Origin of the sequence: Pseudarthrobacter sp. N5 (genome assembly GCF_050157035.1) — a bacterium.
Classification (GTDB): domain Bacteria; phylum Actinomycetota; class Actinomycetes; order Actinomycetales; family Micrococcaceae; genus Arthrobacter.
This window is the reverse complement of record NZ_CP189593.1, coordinates 3,280,442-3,296,153: the sequence shown is the minus strand read 5'-3', so window position 1 is coordinate 3,296,153 and position 15,712 is coordinate 3,280,442. Positions and strand designations below refer to the sequence as shown.

At 64.5% G+C, this 15,712-nt stretch carries 11 protein-coding genes and 3 pseudogenes; 9 read left to right on the top strand and 5 right to left on the bottom strand.

The genetic code is table 11. The features are described 5' to 3' along the window. Window positions 1-44 precede the first annotated feature (44 nt). The 3 genes and pseudogenes from ACQCST_RS15805 (at window position 45) to ACQCST_RS15795 (ending at window position 3,920) form a co-directional block, all read left to right on the top strand. On the top strand, window positions 45-1,721 hold the full coding sequence (locus tag ACQCST_RS15805; protein ID WP_426996678.1) for an AMP-binding protein: 1,677 nt from the start codon (window positions 45-47) through the stop codon (window positions 1,719-1,721). 51 nt (window positions 1,722-1,772) lie between these two features. Further along, window positions 1,773-2,854: pseudogene (locus ACQCST_RS15800) on the top strand (IS630 family transposase). A gap of 502 nt (window positions 2,855-3,356) precedes the next feature. Then, the gene (locus ACQCST_RS15795) at window positions 3,357-3,920 is read left to right on the top strand and encodes an endonuclease domain-containing protein (protein ID WP_426996677.1); all 564 of its coding nucleotides are present in this window, start codon (window positions 3,357-3,359) and stop codon (window positions 3,918-3,920) included. A gap of 81 nt (window positions 3,921-4,001) precedes the next feature. Here ACQCST_RS15795 and ACQCST_RS15790 read toward each other — a convergent pair whose 3' ends face one another. Then, window positions 4,002-4,976 (bottom strand): DNA-3-methyladenine glycosylase family protein, encoded by a 975-nt coding sequence (locus ACQCST_RS15790; protein ID WP_426996676.1) that lies wholly within the window; start codon window positions 4,974-4,976, stop codon window positions 4,002-4,004. A 142-nt stretch (window positions 4,977-5,118) separates the two neighbouring features. On the opposite strand from ACQCST_RS15790, the gene ACQCST_RS15785 reads away from it, so the two are divergent. Then, on the top strand, window positions 5,119-5,511 hold the full coding sequence (locus tag ACQCST_RS15785) for a VOC family protein (protein WP_426996675.1): 393 nt from the start codon (window positions 5,119-5,121) through the stop codon (window positions 5,509-5,511). Between the two features lie 30 nt (window positions 5,512-5,541). Here ACQCST_RS15785 and ACQCST_RS15780 read toward each other — a convergent pair whose 3' ends face one another. Then, entirely contained in the window at window positions 5,542-5,973 is a 432-nt protein-coding gene (locus ACQCST_RS15780; RefSeq protein WP_426996674.1) for a VOC family protein, read from the bottom strand. Between the two features lie 118 nt (window positions 5,974-6,091). Beyond that, the gene (locus ACQCST_RS15775) at window positions 6,092-7,225 is read right to left on the bottom strand and encodes an SLC13 family permease (RefSeq protein ID WP_426996673.1); all 1,134 of its coding nucleotides are present in this window, start codon (window positions 7,223-7,225) and stop codon (window positions 6,092-6,094) included. 121 nt (window positions 7,226-7,346) lie between these two features. On the opposite strand from ACQCST_RS15775, the gene ACQCST_RS15770 reads away from it, so the two are divergent. The 3 genes from ACQCST_RS15770 to ACQCST_RS15760 are packed head-to-tail and all read left to right on the top strand — an operon-like array spanning window position 7,347 to window position 11,255. Then, on the top strand, window positions 7,347-8,732 hold the full coding sequence (locus ACQCST_RS15770; RefSeq protein WP_426996672.1) for a cystathionine beta-synthase: 1,386 nt from the start codon (window positions 7,347-7,349) through the stop codon (window positions 8,730-8,732). A 49-nt stretch (window positions 8,733-8,781) separates the two neighbouring features. After that, the gene (locus ACQCST_RS15765; protein WP_426996671.1) at window positions 8,782-9,978 is read left to right on the top strand and encodes a cystathionine gamma-synthase; all 1,197 of its coding nucleotides are present in this window, start codon (window positions 8,782-8,784) and stop codon (window positions 9,976-9,978) included. Beyond that, window positions 9,975-11,255 carry a glycosyltransferase 87 family protein gene (locus ACQCST_RS15760; RefSeq protein ID WP_426996670.1) on the top strand — a complete coding sequence of 427 codons (1,281 nt, stop codon included), beginning with the start codon at window positions 9,975-9,977 and terminating at the stop codon, window positions 11,253-11,255. The genes ACQCST_RS15765 and ACQCST_RS15760 overlap by 4 nt, the downstream gene beginning before the upstream one ends. A 94-nt stretch (window positions 11,256-11,349) precedes the next feature. Here the strand turns inward: ACQCST_RS15760 and ACQCST_RS15755 are convergent. Both ACQCST_RS15755 and ACQCST_RS15750 read right to left on the bottom strand, forming a co-directional pair. Beyond that, a pseudogene (locus ACQCST_RS15755) lies at window positions 11,350-13,289 on the bottom strand (phosphocholine-specific phospholipase C). A 99-nt stretch (window positions 13,290-13,388) separates the two neighbouring features. Beyond that, window positions 13,389-13,481, bottom strand: a pseudogene (locus ACQCST_RS15750) (twin-arginine translocation signal domain-containing protein); the annotation flags it as partial. Between the two features lie 329 nt (window positions 13,482-13,810). Here ACQCST_RS15750 and ACQCST_RS15745 point away from each other — a divergent pair. Together ACQCST_RS15745 and ACQCST_RS15740 are read left to right on the top strand one after the other, a co-directional pair. After that, window positions 13,811-14,350: a winged helix-turn-helix transcriptional regulator gene (locus tag ACQCST_RS15745; protein WP_426996668.1), complete on the top strand. Its 540-nt coding sequence runs from the start codon at window positions 13,811-13,813 to the stop codon at window positions 14,348-14,350. Next, window positions 14,347-15,708: an MFS transporter gene (locus ACQCST_RS15740; RefSeq protein ID WP_426996667.1), complete on the top strand. Its 1,362-nt coding sequence runs from the start codon at window positions 14,347-14,349 to the stop codon at window positions 15,706-15,708. Before ACQCST_RS15745 ends, ACQCST_RS15740 begins: the two co-directional genes overlap by 4 nt. The last annotated feature ends 4 nt before the right edge of the window (window positions 15,709-15,712 follow it).

Here is a 15,712-nt window from a genome sequence, read left to right as displayed (position 1 = left end):
CTGTTGCGCTTCTATTGCCGCTGGCGAGTTGGTAGCGTGCCATCATGCGCGCTTATACAGCCGGGGACACTGACGTCCCGCTGCTCGAGGAAACCATTGGCGAGAACTTTGAGCGGGTGGTGGCACAATTTCCCTTCCACGATGCGTTGATTGAGGCGGCCGCTGTTCCCGGCGCTGACGCCCGCCGCTGGAGTTACACCAAACTGAACGACGACGTCGACCGCCTGGCGCGCTCGCTCCTCGCCTTGGGAGTGGCCACGGGGGAGAGGATCGGCATCTGGAGCCCCAACTGCGCTGAGTGGACCATCCTCCAGTACGCCACAGCCAAAATCGGCGCCATCCTGGTCAACGTAAATCCGGCGTACCGCACCCACGAGCTTGAGTTCGTGGTCAAGCAGAACGGGATGCGGATGCTGGTGACGGCACCGTCGGACAAAAACAGCGACTATGTGGGAATGGCCCGCCAGGCGCTCGCTGAGTGTCCGGAACTCCGTGAGCTGGTGTTCCTGCCGGACGCCGGTTCGAAGGAGCTCGACGCCGGCGTCGCCCAAAGCGATGAGGAGCGGACTTACGCCGAGCTGCTCAAGCGGGCTGACGACGTCGGGCATTCCGGCCTGAAGGCGCGGATGGCCGAACTGGACCCGCATGAGCCCATCAATCTGCAGTACACCTCCGGCACCACGGGGTTCCCCAAGGGCGCCACGCTGACGCATCACAACATCCTGAACAACGGCTACTCCATCGGCGAGCTGCTGGGTTACACGGAGCACGACCGGGTGGTGATTCCGGTGCCGTTCTACCACTGCTTCGGCATGGTGATCGGCAACCTCAACGCGCTGAGCCATGGGGCCGCCACCATCATTCCCGGGCGGGGCTTCACTCCGGCCTCTGCGCTGGAAGCCGTGCAGGATTTCGGCGGGACGTCGCTGTACGGCGTGCCCACCATGTTCATAGCCGAACTCGCCCTGCCGGACTTCGCCTCGTATGACCTCTCCACGCTGCGCACCGGCGTCATGGCAGGCTCGCTGTGCCCCATCGAGGTGATGAACCGGGTGATCTCGGAGATGAACATGTTTGATGTGGCCATCTGTTACGGCATGACGGAGACCTCGCCGGTGTCCACCATGACGCTCAGCAGCGACACCCTCGCCCAGCGTACCGAGACGGTGGGCCGGACCATGCCGCAGCTGGAAAGCCAGGTGGTGGATCCGGGCACCGGGGAGGTGCTGGTGCGAGGCGAGATCGGCGAGCTCTGCACGCGTGGCTATGCCGTGATGCAGGGATATTGGGATCAGCCGGACAAAACAGCCGAGGCCATCGATGCGGAGGGCTGGATGCACACCGGTGACCTCGCACGTATGGATGAGGGCGGGTACGTGGTGATCGAGGGGCGGATGAAGGACATGGTGATCCGCGGCGGCGAGAACGTCTATCCGCGCGAGATCGAGGAGTTCCTGTACGGGCACCCGTCCATCCAGGACGTGCAGGTGATCGGCGTCCCGGATGCCAGATACGGCGAGGAGCTGATGGCCTGCATCATCCTCAAGCCCGGAGCCGAACCGCTGGATACGGAAGGCATTGCCGAGTTCTGCCGGGGCAAGCTGGCGCACTACAAAATCCCTCGCTACGTGGAGGTGCGCGACAGCTTCCCGATGACGGTGTCCGGCAAGGTCCGGAAGGTGGAAATGCGCCAGGAAGCAGTGGCCAGGCTGGGCCTCTAGTGTAGCGTGTCGTTGATTCCTTTGGGTATGGTTTTTTGTCAGACTTGATCCATGGTTTATCTGGCAAGGGCTTTGGAATTGCGTGACGGGGACCGGGGGTTCTTGGAGGCGTTGACTCGTGGGAATTCTTCCTCCGCGACATTGGCGTTGCGGGCGCGCACGGTTTTGTTGGCTGCCGACGGGATGCCGAATATCCAGATCGAGAAGATCACCGGGTTTTCGGCACCCACGGTTTTGAAGTGGCGCAACCGCTATGCCGAGGGCGGGATCGAGGCCCTGTCCGATGTCCAGCGCCCGGGACGGGAGCGGGAGATCGACGAGCTTGCCCTGATCGCGGACACCCTGACCAACGACGGGAAGCCGCCGGCCGAGCTTGGGATCTCGCACTGGTCCGCCCGCATCATGGCCGAACGCCACGGAGTCTCCTTTTCCTCGGTGGCCCGCATCTGGCGCCGTTGGAAAATCCAGCCTCACCGGATCGAGACGTTCAAGTTCTCCACTGATCCCGCCCTGGAGTTCAAGCTCCGGGACGTGGTGGGCCTGTACATGTCCCCGCCGGAAACGCGGTGGTCGTGAGCATCGATGAGAAAACCCAAATCCAGGCGCTGTCCCGCACCGGCCCGGATCAGCCGTTGTCCTCGACGCACCCGCTGCAGCAGACCCACGACTACAAACGCAACGGCACCACCACCTTGTTCGCCGCCCTGGAGGTCCTCACCGGCAAACTCAGCGCGAACGCCTTCTACCCAAAGCACACCAACATCGAGTTCGTCGATTTCCTGGGCCGGGTCGCCGACGCCCACCCCGGGGTTGAACTGCATGTCATCTGCGACAATTACGCGACGCATAAGCATCAGAACGTGAAGGACTGGCTGGCCAAAAACCCGCGCGTGCGCCTGCACTTCACCCCAACCAGCTGTTCCTGGCTGAACATGGTGGAGATCTTCTTCGGGATCATCACCCGCCAGTGCCTCAAACGCGGTGCGTTCAGCTCGGTGAAAGAGCTGGAACAAACCATGGAACGCTACATCGAGAACTACAACCAGGACGCCAAACCATTCACCTGGACCAAATCAGCGGACTATCTCCTGGGCAAGATGAAACGCAAACAAACCATTAACACGGAACACTAGCGTCCCCGACAAAGCAACGCGGGGTCACATACGGCCCATGTCGGGCGCCAAGATGGGCCGTAAGTGACCCCGCGTTGCCTGCTCCACATTCGGGGCTGTGGATAACTCCGAACCGGTGGAATATTCTGCACAGAATAGTCCACATGGTCCGTCTCACCCCGCTCCCGCCGAGCATCCGACTGGTTCCGTTTTCGCACGCTGAGTCACGGGCGCTCGGCGTCCCTCCCAAGAGGCTCCGCGCAAATGATTTATCCGACGGCGGCCGTCTGATTTACCTGCCCGCTGGTAGAAGGCTGGAGATCGCCGACCGTGCCCGGGTGCTTGCAGCCGCCACGCGCCCGAGGCATGGGTGTCGCACCAGACTGCCGCTGCGCTGACTGACCTCGGGCTGCCACCCTGGATGGATTTGGAATCGACGGTTCACCTCAGCAAACCTCACCACCTTCCGAGAGTCAGGCGTGGGGGCATAACCGGCCACCGCGTCCATGTAATCCCCGGCGAGGTGATCGAAATCGACGGCATCCCGGTATCGGCACCGCCGCGGACGTGGCTGGATCTCGCCAGGGAGCTGCCTCTGAAATATCTGATCGCAATGGGGGACCAACTGATCCGAATCCCCCGGCCCAGGCTGGAATTCAGGTCCCAACCACACGCATACAAGGACGGACTTCGCCTGCTGATCCGTCAGCATCCCAATGTGAAGGGAGTTGAAAAGGCCCGGCTCGCTCTCGAAGAAATGCGTGTTGGAGCGGACTCCTTCCCGGAATCGTTCCTGCGGCTGGCGATGCGCGACGCCCACCTGCCCGAGCCTGATCTGCAGCTCAGGCTCGATCCGCAGGACCGATGGTCGCCGGCCGCCGATCTGGGCTACCGGCGATTCCGGATTGCCATCCAATACGACGGCGCCCATCACCGCACGCGCGAACAGCAGTCCCGCGACAACCGACGCGATGAATCGTTCGTCAACGCAGGCTGGTCCTATTTCAAAGTCAACGCCGATGACCTCGACGAAGGATTCGAAAACGTCATCGTGAGGATCAAGCGAGCCAAACGACGCTCCGCTTAACCCAACGCGGGGTCACTTACGGCCCATGTCAGGCGCCGAGATGGGCCGTAGGTGACCCCGCGTTGCTTGAAGGAGGGGAGGTCAGTGCTGGCGGTGGTCCTGGATAGTCATTCGGGGACCGAAGGCGGGTTTGCGGAAACCGCTGAGTCCCATCAGCCGGACTACCCGTTGCCGGTGCCCGCGCCATGGTTCCAGCAGGGCGAGCATACCGGCGTCGTCGGTCTTTTTGCCGGTGAGTGCGTAGCCCACGTATGACGCCAGATGGTAGTCGCCCACGGCGATCGAATCCGGGCAGCCGTGCGTTCGCTGCACTACCTCTGCCGCGGTCCAGACGCCGATGCCGGACAGGGTCTGCATCTTCATCGCAGCTTCTGCTGCCGGAATTCCTGCCAGGCGTTCAAGCGCGGCGGCGGAGCGCAGCACCCGCATGACGGTTGCCGAGCGTTGTGGTCCCACCCCGGCCTGGTGCCATTCCCAGGACGGGATGCGGAGCCACTGCTCAGGCGTGGGTTGAACCAGGAGGCCGGCAGGCGCCGCGGTCCCAGCACCCGGGGCCGGAGTGCCGTGGCGGTACATCAGATACCGGTATCCGCGCCGGGCCTCGATGACCGTGACTTTCTGCTCCAGGATGGTGGGAACGAGTGAGTCAACCACCCGGCCCGTGGACGGCAGACGGACGGCGGGGTTCCGGCGTCGGGCCTCGGCCACGAGCCGGGGAAGCGTTGCATGGAATGCCGGCTCATCAAAGGCTGACCAGTCATCGCGTGCACCCAGCAGCGCCGGTACGCCGGCAATCGCCGCTTCAGCGCCCGGCCCCCAAGCCAGGGCATCCACGGCGCAGCCCGCCCCGGAAACCGAAAGCTGCAGCGATGCGGGGCCGTCCGGCGTCGTAAATGCGAGCCAGAAACCATCGGCGCGCACGCTGATCGAGGGATCGGAATTACCGCGCATCAAAATGCCAAGGGTCTGGGACAGCGAATAAGTGGTCCTGGGGTCCCAGTGCAGCGAAGCGTCAGCAGCCGCGGCAACGGAGGCTGGAGCTTCAGTGATGGTCATTCATTCATGGTCGCATGATTGGCTGGTCACCGTTTCCGGGGCCTCACCGGGGCCTCACCGGGGCCCTTACCGGGGGCGTACCGCGGGACTAGACTCCATGGTGTGGCCCGCGCCACACCGTCAGAACTTTAAGGAGAGCTCAATGGCCGGAGTAGTGCATTTCGAAATCCCCGCGGACAATCAGGAGCGGGCCAATAGTTTCTACCAGGGTGCGTTCGGCTGGACGCTCACTGCCATGCCGGAGATGGACTACACGATCGCCATCACCACCCCATCGGATGGGGAGACCGGCATGCCCAGTGCGCCCGGGGCCATCAACGGCGCGCTGTTCCCGCGCACGGAGGAACTGAAAACCCCCATCATCACGGTGGATGTTGAGGACATCGACGCTGCACTGGCACAGATTGAGTCTGCGGGCGGCTCTGTGGCCAAAGCCAAGGTTGCCGTTCGCGGAATGGGCTTCTTTGCCTACTTCAAGGACACGGAGGGCAACACCCTGGGCCTGTGGCAGAACGACACCTCAGCAGGAAGCTAGGGCGCCTGTGTCCGGCGCGGGGCGGGTTCTCTAGTCCGAACCGAAGCGGCCGCGTGCCTCCACAGGAATCAAGGGTTTGTCCGCGCGGACTTTCAGCTCCTGCACGGCCCAGGTGTTGCCGTCCGGGTCGCTGAAACCGAAGAACGTGCCGCCGTCGCGTTCGTCAAAAACGGTGATTTCGCTTGCCTCCACCCCTCGGCTGAGCAATTCCTCACGCGCGGCGCGCGCATCCGAGATCACCAGCTGCAGCCCCCGCATTGAGCCGGGCGCCATTTCATTCTGCGAAGGAAGGTCCCCGATCACAATCGAGCAGCCGGAGCCGGGCGGCGTCAACTGGACCACGTGCATGTGCTCGTTCACAGTGTTGTGGTCCAGGTTGAAGCCAACCTTGTCGCGGTAGAACCCGATGGCCGGGTCAATATCACTCACCGGCAGAACTACTACTTCGAGGGTCCAGTCCATGGCGTAGGTCCTTTCAAGGAAGATGTTGCGGCACAAGTCCAGCTTTCCCGCCCGCGGCTGCCTTGGCCAGCATTCTGCTGAACCGGGACGAAGGTGCGGGCGTCAGGTCATTCCGGGCTCAGGGCATTCCGTTGCTGAGCCACAGAGCCAGCACAGCCAGCGGCAGCGTCAGCACCACGGCAGCAAGACCGGCCACGGCAAAGCCGCCCCAGCGCACACGCAGGTTCAGCGTCTGCAGCCGCTCATGCCACAACAACGTGGCGAGGGAAGCCCACGGCGAAACCAAGGGCCCCAGATTCACCCCGACCAGCAGGGCCGCCAGCCGCACCGGTGAGCCGGCCACGGGCTCCATCGCGAGATAAGCCGGAAGATTGTTGGCGGCGTTGGCGGCGCCTGCACCGAGAGCTGCCAGCCGAAGCAGATCCCCCAAGCCGTCGCCGGAGCCCGCAACAGGGGTCAGCACCTGTGCGAGCCCGTGGCTGTGAAGAGCCTCCATCAGCGGAAAGAGTCCTGAAGCCAGCATGAGCGGACGCCAGGGGACCATGGACCAGCGCAACGTCGAAGGGCGGCGCCATAGGAATACGACCAACAGGAACAGTGCAGCGGCCATAGCGGGAAAAGCGACGGGAATTCCGGACACCAGCGCCGGGAGCAGCACCACCACCGTTCCTCCCGACACATAAAGCAACGGCCTGTCCCGCACATGATGGGCAGGCTGCGGCCCATACCGGCCGCGAAGATTCTTCCGGAACGCCAGCCACAGCAGCACAACCGGCACCAATACCCCTACCAGGGCGGGTGCCCACAGCAGCACGGCGAACTCCATCGGTCTCAGGGCAAGCCGGTCCTGGGCCAGCAGATTTGTCAGGTTGGAGACAGGCAGGAGGAGTGAGGCAGTGTTTGCCAGCCAAACTGTGGTCAGGGCGAACGGCAGCGGTGGAATCTTGGCATGTACCGCCAGCAGCACCACCACCGGAGTGACCAGCACAGCGGTGGTGTCCAGCGACAGGAACACGGTGGAAACCGTGGCGAGGGCGATCACGAGGAGCCACAGCAGAAAAACGCGTCCCCGGCCCAGGGAAGCAATGCGGCCGGTCACCACACGGAAGAGCCCGGCGTCGTCCACCAGCTCGGTCACCAGCGTCATGGCAACCACAAAGGAGAGGACGGGAATAGTCCGGCCGGCAAGTTTCAGAAACGCTGGCCACGGCAGAAATCCGGAGACCAGGCACAGTGTCCCGGCCAGCATCATGCAGCCTGGGAGCAGGTAACTCCTTTGGTTCTTCGGCCAGCGAAGGTGCATCACCGCATAATCTTCGCACCCATGGCCGTCAGGACCATCCCTTCCGGGCTAAGACGGTAACTTTGTACCTATGAAGTACGCCCAGTCCGTCCTGGACCTCATCGGCAATACCCCGCTCATCAAGCTCAACCACGTGACTGATGGCATCAAAGCCACCATCCTGGTGAAGCTTGAATACCTGAACCCCGGCGGCTCCATCAAGGACCGCATCGCGGCGAAGATGATCGAGGAAGCCGAACGCGACGGCAAACTGCTGCCGGGCGGAACCATCGTTGAACCCACCTCAGGGAATACCGGCGTCGGCCTGGCCCTGGTGGCCCAGCAAAAAGGCTACAAATGCATCTTTGTGGTGCCGGATAAGGTGGGCGAGGACAAGCGAGCGGTCCTTCAGGCCTACGGAGCCGAAGTGGTGGTGACGCCCAGTTCCGTCGCACCCGACAGTCCGCAGAGCTACTACAGTGTCTCGGACCGTCTGGTCACCGAGATACCGGGAGCCTACAAGCCGGATCAGTTCTCCAACCCGGCCGCCCCCGGCAGCCATTACGAATCAACGGGCCCGGAAATCTGGAAGGACACGGATGGCAGGGTCACGCACTGCGTGATCGGCGCCGGCACCGGCGGGACCATCACCGGCACCGGCCGGTACCTGAAGGAGGTTTCCGCTGACCGTCAGGAGTCCGACGGCGGACGGGTGCGGATCATCGGGGCAGACCCCGCGGGTTCTGTGTACTCGGGCGGCACCGGACGGCCGTACTTTGTTGAAGGCGTGGGCGAGGACATGTGGCCCGCCAACTACGACAAGTCCGTGCCGGACGCGGTCATCGCCGTCAGCGACGCAGAGTCCTTCGCCATGACTCGGCGGCTGGCCCGCGAGGAAGGCCTGCTGGTAGGCGGATCTTCGGGCATGGCCGTGGTGGCGGCGCTGCAGACGGCCAAGGATCTTCCGGAGGATGCCGTGGTGGTGGTCATCCTGCCGGACTCCGGCCGCGGTTACCTCGCCAAGATCTTCAACGACCAGTGGATGCGCTCCTACGGCTTCCTCTCCGGCGGCGAAGAAGCCTCGGTGGGAGAGGTCATCAAGTCCAAGACAGGCGAGCTGCCGGACCTGGTCCACATCCACCCCAACGAGACCGTCCGCGATGTCATCAACATCATGAACGAGTACGGCGTCAGCCACATCCCGGTGCTTTCCCAGGAGCCGCCGGTGGTCATGGGGGAGGTGCTCGGCGCCGTCGATGAGCGAAGCCTGACTTCCAAGCTGTTCCGGGGCGAGGCCAAGCTAACGGACAAGATCTCCGAGCACATGGGCGAGAAACTGCCCGTGATCGGATCCCTGGAAACCATTTCGGCGGCCCGCGAACTGCTCTCCGATGTCGACACCGTTATGGTGACGTTCGTCGGCGCCCCTGTGGGCATCCTCACCCGCCACGATCTCCTCGCCTACCTCAGCAACTAGGGCCCTCCGCACCTAGCGCCCTCCGCTTCCGCAATCAAAAGGATCTTCAATGTCTGTTTCTGGCAGTGTCAATTCAACTGAAACCCAGGGGTTCAACACCCGCGCAGTCCACGCCGGCCAGGCTTTCGAGCCGCGCACCGGGGCCGTGGTGCCGCCGGTCCACTTCAGCTCGACCTACGCCCAGGACGGAATCGGCGGTTTGCGCGACGGCTACGAATACGGCCGCGGCACCAACCCCACCCGGGATGCGCTGCAGGAACAGCTGGCGGCCCTGGAAGGCGGCAGCCACGCGTATTCCTTCAGCTCAGGCCTGGCCGCCGAGGACTCCCTCATCCGCGCCCTCACCCGGCCCGGCGACCACATCGTCCTCGGCAACGACGCCTATGGCGGCACCTACCGCCTCATCAGCCGCGTCCTGGGCGAGTGGGGTATCGGCAACACCGCGGTGGACATGTCCGATCTCGACGCCACCGCCGCTGCCGTTGCCGCGGGCGGATCAGGCGGGGGCACAACGCGCCTTGTCTGGGTGGAGACCCCGTCCAACCCGATGATGAAGATCACCGACATCGAGGCCCTCGCCAAGGTCGCGCACGACGCCGGAGCACTCCTGGTGGTAGACAACACCTTCGCGTCGCCCTACCTGCAGAATCCCCTCGTCCTGGGCGCCGACGTAGTGGTCCACTCCACCACGAAGTACATCGGCGGGCACTCCGACGTCGTCGGCGGCGCGGTGGTAGTCAACGACGCCGAACTGGCAGAGAAAATCGGCTTCGTGCAGTTCGCCGTCGGTGCCGTGTCCGGGCCGATGGACGCCTTCCTTACCACCCGCGGCCTGAAGACCCTCGGCGTCCGCATGGACCGCCACAGCGACAACGCCCAGGCCGTGGCCGAATGGCTGTTGCAGCGCCCCGAAGTCGAGACGGTGCTGTACCCGGGCCTTCCATCCCACCCGGGCCACGAGCTCGCGAAGAAGCAGATGAAGAAGTTCGGCGGCATGATCTCGGTGCAGTTCAAGGGCGGCGAGGCTGCGGCCCGCAAAGTCGCCGAATCCACGTCCGTGTTCACGCTCGCTGAGTCTTTGGGCGGTATCGAATCCCTCATGAACTACCCCTCCGAGATGACCCACGCTTCCGTCAAGGGCACCGAGCTGGCAGTCCCCGTTAACCTGATCCGGCTCTCCTGCGGTATCGAGGACGTTGAGGATCTGATCGCGGACCTCGAACACGCCTTCACGTTCATCCAGTGACACCACCGATTCCGGCGTTTTCCACAACCACCCGCGGCTGGCTCGCAACGGCGGCCGCTGCACTCGCCGTCGTCGCCGCACTGGTGGTGCTCTACTCCGCGTACATCCCGCTGATGAACGACTTCGAGGTCTACTACTACGGCGGCAGCCGTGTGCTGGAGACCGGTGAGCCCGGCGTCAATGAGCTGTACGCACCGCGCGACGGGCTGCCGTTTACCTACCCGCCCTTTGCCGCGCTGCTCTTTGCCGTGCTGGCGATCCTCCCCGTCGGGGCCAGCGGCCTCATTTTTATTACGACGGCGATCGCTGGGGCCGCCGTGGTGGCCGCCTGGCTCACGCGGCACTACTTCGGGTTGCGCGGCTGGCGCGCTGCCTTCGGAGACTGGCGTTTCCGGTCCGTGGCGCCCGCCGGGACCGCGGCCATCCTGCTGCTGGGACCCTGGCGGGACACGTTCGACTTCGGGCAGATCAACATCATCCTGATGGGCCTGATCCTGGCCGACTTCGCCTTGTACGGCAAGTCACGAGCCGGGGAGATCCGCTGGCCCGCAGGGCTGCTGATCGGCCTGGCCGCGGGAATCAAACTCACGCCACTCGCCTTCGGGCTGTACTTCCTCGTGCGCCGCGACTTCAGGGCACTCGGATGGATGGCAGCGGGCTTCTTCGGCTCCATCGCGTTTGCCTGGGTGTTGCTGCCCACCGCATCCCTGACATTCTGGACCCAGATTCTTCCGGATACCGGGCGGATCGGTGGTCCGGCCTATATGGACAATCTCTCTGTCAAGGGCCTGCTGCTGCACCTGGGCCTGCCGGATTCCGGCCTGGCCAGCATCCTGTGGCTGGTCCTGTCCCTGGCGCTGGTCGCGGTGGCGGCGATGGTCATCAAGTGGGCCGTCGCGGCAGATGAGAACTTCGTTGCCGTTTCGGCCACCGCCGTGCTGATGCTGCTCATCAGCCCGGTTTCGTGGTCGCACCACTGGGTCTGGATGGCCGTGGCGCTGCCTTCCATGGCTTTCGCGATGCACCGGGTGCCATCCCGCGCCGGAAAGATGCGGCTGGCGGGCTGGATCATCGTGGCTGTTTCCGTGGTGTCGTTCTACCTCACCCCCAAGTACCTGGCCGTCATGGCCGGCGCGCATGAGTGGGGCAAGGATCCGCAGACCCAGTGGCAACTGATGGCTGCCAGCCTCGGTGTGCTGTGCGGCATTGCCTTGCTGGTGTACTGGGCGCTTGCCTACCGGCCGTCACGGGCCGGGGTCGTTCCGGGCGGCGCGTAGCCCGAAACGATGTGGCCCGAAACGATGGTTCCCTGCCGGTTCGACGTCGGGCGACATCGTTCCTGCAGGGAACCATCGTTTCGGGTGGGCAGTCCTAGCCGGAGATACCGGGCTTGCCGTCTTCTTCGCGGCCGGTCAGGCGGCGACGGAACGAGGCATCGCCAGGCGAGGTGATCTCGACGTCATACCAGCCCTCGAACGTTGCCCAGCCGATCTTCTTGCTGTGCCCTGCCTTCAGGACCACGTTGTCGCCCGCGTCCGTGTACTGCAGCGAGGCCAGCAGCAGCGTGACGGTTTCGCTTCCGTTGTTGCGCAGCTCGAGCTCCACATCCTTCTTGCCGCGACTGCCGTTGACGGAAACGTCGACGCCGGAGGCGGGCCCCGCCGTCGAACCCTTCAGCTCGTACTGGTAGCGGTTGGGGCCGGTGATGATCAGGTCGAAGCTGTCCCCGGAGACCGGAATCTCGACGTCTCGGTGGCCTATCACGTCAAAGTGCTGCGGTTCGGTGACCTCACCGGCGAATCCATACACCGTGAAATGCGTGGACTGGGCGCCGTTGTTGCCCAGGGACAGTGCGATGCTGTTCCCCGTGACCAGTCCGGAGGCCCGGGGCCGGTAGGGCAGGGGGCGTGCCGGGCGTGTGCCGGATTCCTGGACCGGTGCCACCTGCACGGCGGGCGGGTTCGGCTTCCAACGGCTGATCCTGGCCGGCACCGGTCCCGGCTGGTCCAGCACGGGAGGTGTGCCGGCAGCGCCGAAATTGAAAACTCCGGTCAGGTCACCGCACACGGCACGGCGCCACGGCGAGATGTTGGGCTCCTCGACGCCGGTCCAGCGTTCCAGGAAGCGGATCACCGAGGTGTGGTCGAAGACTTCCGAGCTGACGTAGCCGCCGATGGTCCACGGCGAGACCACTGTCATGGGAACGCGCGGGCCCAGTCCGACGGGCAGTGCCGTGGTCCAGTCGCTGGACTCGCCGGTGGCCGGGCGTGGCTGGACGGGCGGCGGGACGTGGTCAAAGTAGCCGTCGTTCTCATCGAAGTTCAGGAAGATGGCCGTGCTGTTCCAGGTGTCCGGGTTGCTCGCCACCATGTCCAGCAGCCGGTAGACGAAGTTGGCGCTGCCCACCGGAGTGGAGGCGCTGGGGTGCTCCGAATCGGCGGCGGAGGGAACCAGCCAGCTGACCTGCGGCAAGGTTCCGGCGCTGATGTCGGCTCCGAGGCGCTCCAGCAGTGTGTTTGGGCCACCGCGCTTCATGGCTTTGTCGAATAGCGACTTCTCTGCGTCCGTCAGCCGCTCACGGCCTTGTTCCAGCTGGGCGAGGAGGATCTCCCTGTCCGCGGGCGTCTTGCCGGCAAGCTGGTCGTAGAACTCCTCGGTGGTGCGCAGCTTCCCGTCCACGCCTGCAAGCATCTTGTGGCCGATCACCTTGAAGCTCTGGAAGTACTCCACGGCGTTGTCCCCGAAATTGTCCCAGTCCTGGTAGATCTGCCACGAGACGCCGGCCTGTTCCAGCCGCTCCGGGTACGTGGTCCAGTCATATCCGCCATGGCCATAGTCATAGGCGGCATTGCTGACGGCGCGCTTGGTGCTGCCGGGCTCCGTGCCGGTGGTACCGGTCCAGAGGTAATTACGGTTGGGGTCGGTGGAGCCATTGACGGAGCAGTGGTAGGCATCGCAAATGGTGAAGGTGTCCGCCAGCTCGTACTGCAGGGGGATATCCTGACGCTCATAGAACGTCATAGTGGAGGGCTCTTGGCCGGTACCCACTTGTCACACCAGCCTTTGTTCCAGGCAGCGGTTGTCCCTGAAAAGGAGTGGTCCAGGGCGTTCAGGTATTGGATGTCCGAGCCAGGGCGGCCGGCGAGTTCGGCGGCTTTGCGGAGGGAGAACGGGAGGACGCTTTCGCCTGTGGCCCGGGGCTGCTCGAACATCGACTTGCCGTTGGGCAGCCGGGTCACGGACTTGTCCCCGTAGCCGCGGACGCCGCGTAGCGAGCCGAAGTAATGATCGAATGAACGGTTCTCCTGCATAAGAACGATGACGTGCTTGATGGACTGCAGGGTTCCCGGCGGGACGGGCTGGGCCATGGCGGCCTGGACCGATGGCGGGAGCAATGATCCGGTGGCTGCGAGTGCGGTGGCTGCAGCAGCGGTGCCGAGGAAACCGCGCCGTGAAATTCCAGCGGTTGAACGATTCACCGTTTGAGGGTCACGCGTTGACATGTTGGGGATTGCCTTTCATGGGCCAGAGTTGACCAGACGATCATAGGCACCCCGCATGAACCGGTGGTGAACTGCGGAAAGCCGCCTGATGTGGCCTCCGCTCGTGGGCTCGGCCCCGTCACCGCCGAGCTCGGGATTGCCCATCCTGTGGTGACCTCCTATGAGCTGCACAACTTCCTGACAGCAGGTCCCGACGCCTGACGCCAGGCACAATGCAAGCCCGACGGCGGCGGCGCCTCCCCAATCCGGACGCCGTCATGCTGCTTTCCCCCTCGGGGCGCACTGGACGGAAGCTAGCTTTCCTTAGAGAAGTCAGCTAGTCTCATGCCATGCCTTTACGATCAGACTGGTCCGCGCGGACCTGCAGCCTGGCCCGTGGCCTCGATGTCCTCGGTGATCCCTGGGGGAGCTTGGTGCTTCGTGAGGTCTTCTTCGGCAACGGTCGTTTCGATGCCATCCGCAAGCGGCTGGAGGTGGCGGACAACGTCCTGAGCAAGCGGCTGGGCTGGCTGCTCGACGCCGGACTGCTCGCCCAGCGTCCGTACCTGGACGGCGGACGTACACGTCAGGAATACGTCCTGACCCCGAAGGGCGAGGATTCCTTGCCGGTGCTCAATGCCATTATCATCTGGGCCGAGAAGCATCTCGATGCGCCCAACGAGGTCTCCCACATGCGTGTCATCCACACGGACTGCGGCCTGCCCACGTCCTCCGCGGACACCTGCAGCCACTGCGGCGAGAGGCTCACCGCGGCCAACACCAGCTGGCACAGCCTCAAACGCAGCGATCACCCGGTGCCGCTCGCCGTCGCCCCCGCCGTCCCCCAAGCAATACAGGCCCCCACCCTCGAAACGGAGCTCCCCGTATGACTGCCCCCGACGCCATTGAGCTGCCTGCCGGAAAGACCCCGCGCCGGAAGCTGCACCCGGCGTGGATCGTGGCAGCGGTGGCCTTCCTGGCCTTGGTTGGTGCCGCCGGCTTCCGGGCCGCACCCGGCGTGCTGATGGTGCCGCTGCAGCAGGAGTTCGGCTGGTCCACCACGGTCCTCTCCGCCGCCGTGAGTATCAACCTTGTCCTTTTTGGCCTCACGGCACCGTTCGCCGCGGCCCTGATGGAGCGTTTCGGCATCCGTGCGGTGACGTCCGTGGCACTGGTGCTGATCGGTGCCGGAAGCGCCCTGACCGTGTTCGTCAACGAGTCCTGGCAGATCCTGCTCACCTGGGGGCTGCTGATCGGCCTCGGGACGGGGTCCATGGCTCTTGTGTTTGCCGCCACCATCGCGAACACCTGGTTTTCCAAAAACCGCGGCCTGGTGATCGGTATCCTGACCGCCGGAAGCGCCGCGGGCCAGCTGGTGTTCCTGCCCCTGATCGCCATGCTCGCCCAGGATCCCGGCTGGCGGCAGGCCTCGCTCCTGATCGCCGCCGGTGCCCTGGCAGTAGTCCCGCTGGTCCTGAAGTTCATCAAGAACTCACCGGCCGACGTCGGGGTGTTGCCCTACGGTGATGTGGAGCCCGCGGCCGGCGACGAGGAGCCGACGACGGCGGGACGGGCCGTCGCGGGAAACTCACCTTCCGGAGACTCGCCGAACGCGGCCATCCGTGCGCTGCAGGTCCTCAAGCGGGCCAGCAGGGTACGCACCTTCTGGGCGCTTGTTGCCGGGTTCGCCATCTGCGGTGCCACCACCAACGGGCTGATCGGCACCCACTTCATCCCCTCGGCCCACGATCACGGCATGGCGGAGACCACGGCGGCGGGGCTGCTTGCCGTCGTCGGAATCTTCGACATCCTGGGAACCATCGCATCAGGCTGGCTTACCGACCGCTTCAACCCACGGATCCTGCTGGCGGTCTACTACCAGTTCCGCGGCATCGGCCTGCTGGTCCTGCCGCTGCTGCTAAGCGCCACGGTCCAGCCCAGCATGCTTGTTTTTGTGGTGATCTACGGGCTGGACTGGGTGGCCACCGTGCCGCCCACGGCAGCCATCTGCCGCAAGACGTTCGGCGCGGACGGCAGCGTGGTGTTCGGCTGGGTCTTCGCTGCCCACCAGCTTGGAGCGGCGGCTGCCGCTCTGGGCGCCGGAGCCATCCGGGACGCCACCGGCCAGTACACGTACGCCTGGTTCGGGGCCGCTGCCATGTGCACCATCGCGGCCGTCATCAGTGCCACCATCCGCAAGGACAGAAGCGTCCGGGAACCGGTTCTTGTGTCAGTTCCGTCGAGGTAAGACG